At 55.5% G+C, this 769-nt stretch carries 1 rRNA gene; it reads right to left on the bottom strand.

The window, feature by feature from the left end:
* Positions 1-82 precede the first annotated feature (82 nt).
* Positions 83-769 (bottom strand): 16S ribosomal RNA (locus tag ACTQ16_RS16675); the annotation flags it as partial.

The following is a 769-nucleotide window of genomic DNA, read 5'->3' as shown; positions in this document are numbered from 1 at the left end:
ATTAAACAGATGGTGCGTACAAGAAGAGAAGCGAACTTTTAAGTCCTGTTCCTAAATCTTCACAGGAAATTCGTCTCTCCAGAAAGGAGGTGTTCCAGCCGCACCTTCCGGTACGGCTACCTTGTTACGACTTAGCCCCAATTACCAGTTTCGCCCTAGGCCGCTCCTTACGGTCACGGACTTTAGGCGCCCCCGGCTTTCATGGCTTGACGGGCGGTGTGTACAAGGCCCGGGAACGTATTCACCGCGCCATGGCTGATGCGCGATTACTAGCGAATCCAGCTTCGTGGGGTCGGGTTGCAGACCCCAGTCCGAACTGAGACAGGCTTTGAGGATTTGATCCCTTTTGCAAGGGACCGTCTCTCTGTACCTGCCATTGTAACACGTGTGTAGCCCCGGACGTAAGGGCCGTGCTGATTTGACGTCATCCCCACCTTCCTCACACCTTACGGTGGCAGTGTCCCCAGAGTGCCCAGCATGACCTGATGGCAACTAAGGAGAGGGGTTGCGCTCGTTATGGCACTTAAGCCGACACCTCACGGCACGAGCTGACGACAACCATGCAGCACCTTCACAGAGGCCCCGAAGGGCGTCATTGTCTCCAAATCCTTCCTCTGCAATTCAAGCCCGGGTAAGGTTCCTCGCGTATCATCGAATTAAACCACATGTTCCTCCGCTTGTGCGGGCCCCCGTCAATTCCTTTGAGTTTCACCGTTGCCGGCGTACTCCCCAGGTGGGATGCTTAATGCTTTCGCTTGGCCGCTGACCT

It is taken from the genome of Prevotella sp. LCP21S3_D2 (genome assembly GCF_052118345.1).
Lineage (GTDB): Bacteria > Bacteroidota > Bacteroidia > Bacteroidales > Bacteroidaceae > Prevotella.
This window is presented reverse-complemented; position numbering and strand designations above follow the sequence as displayed.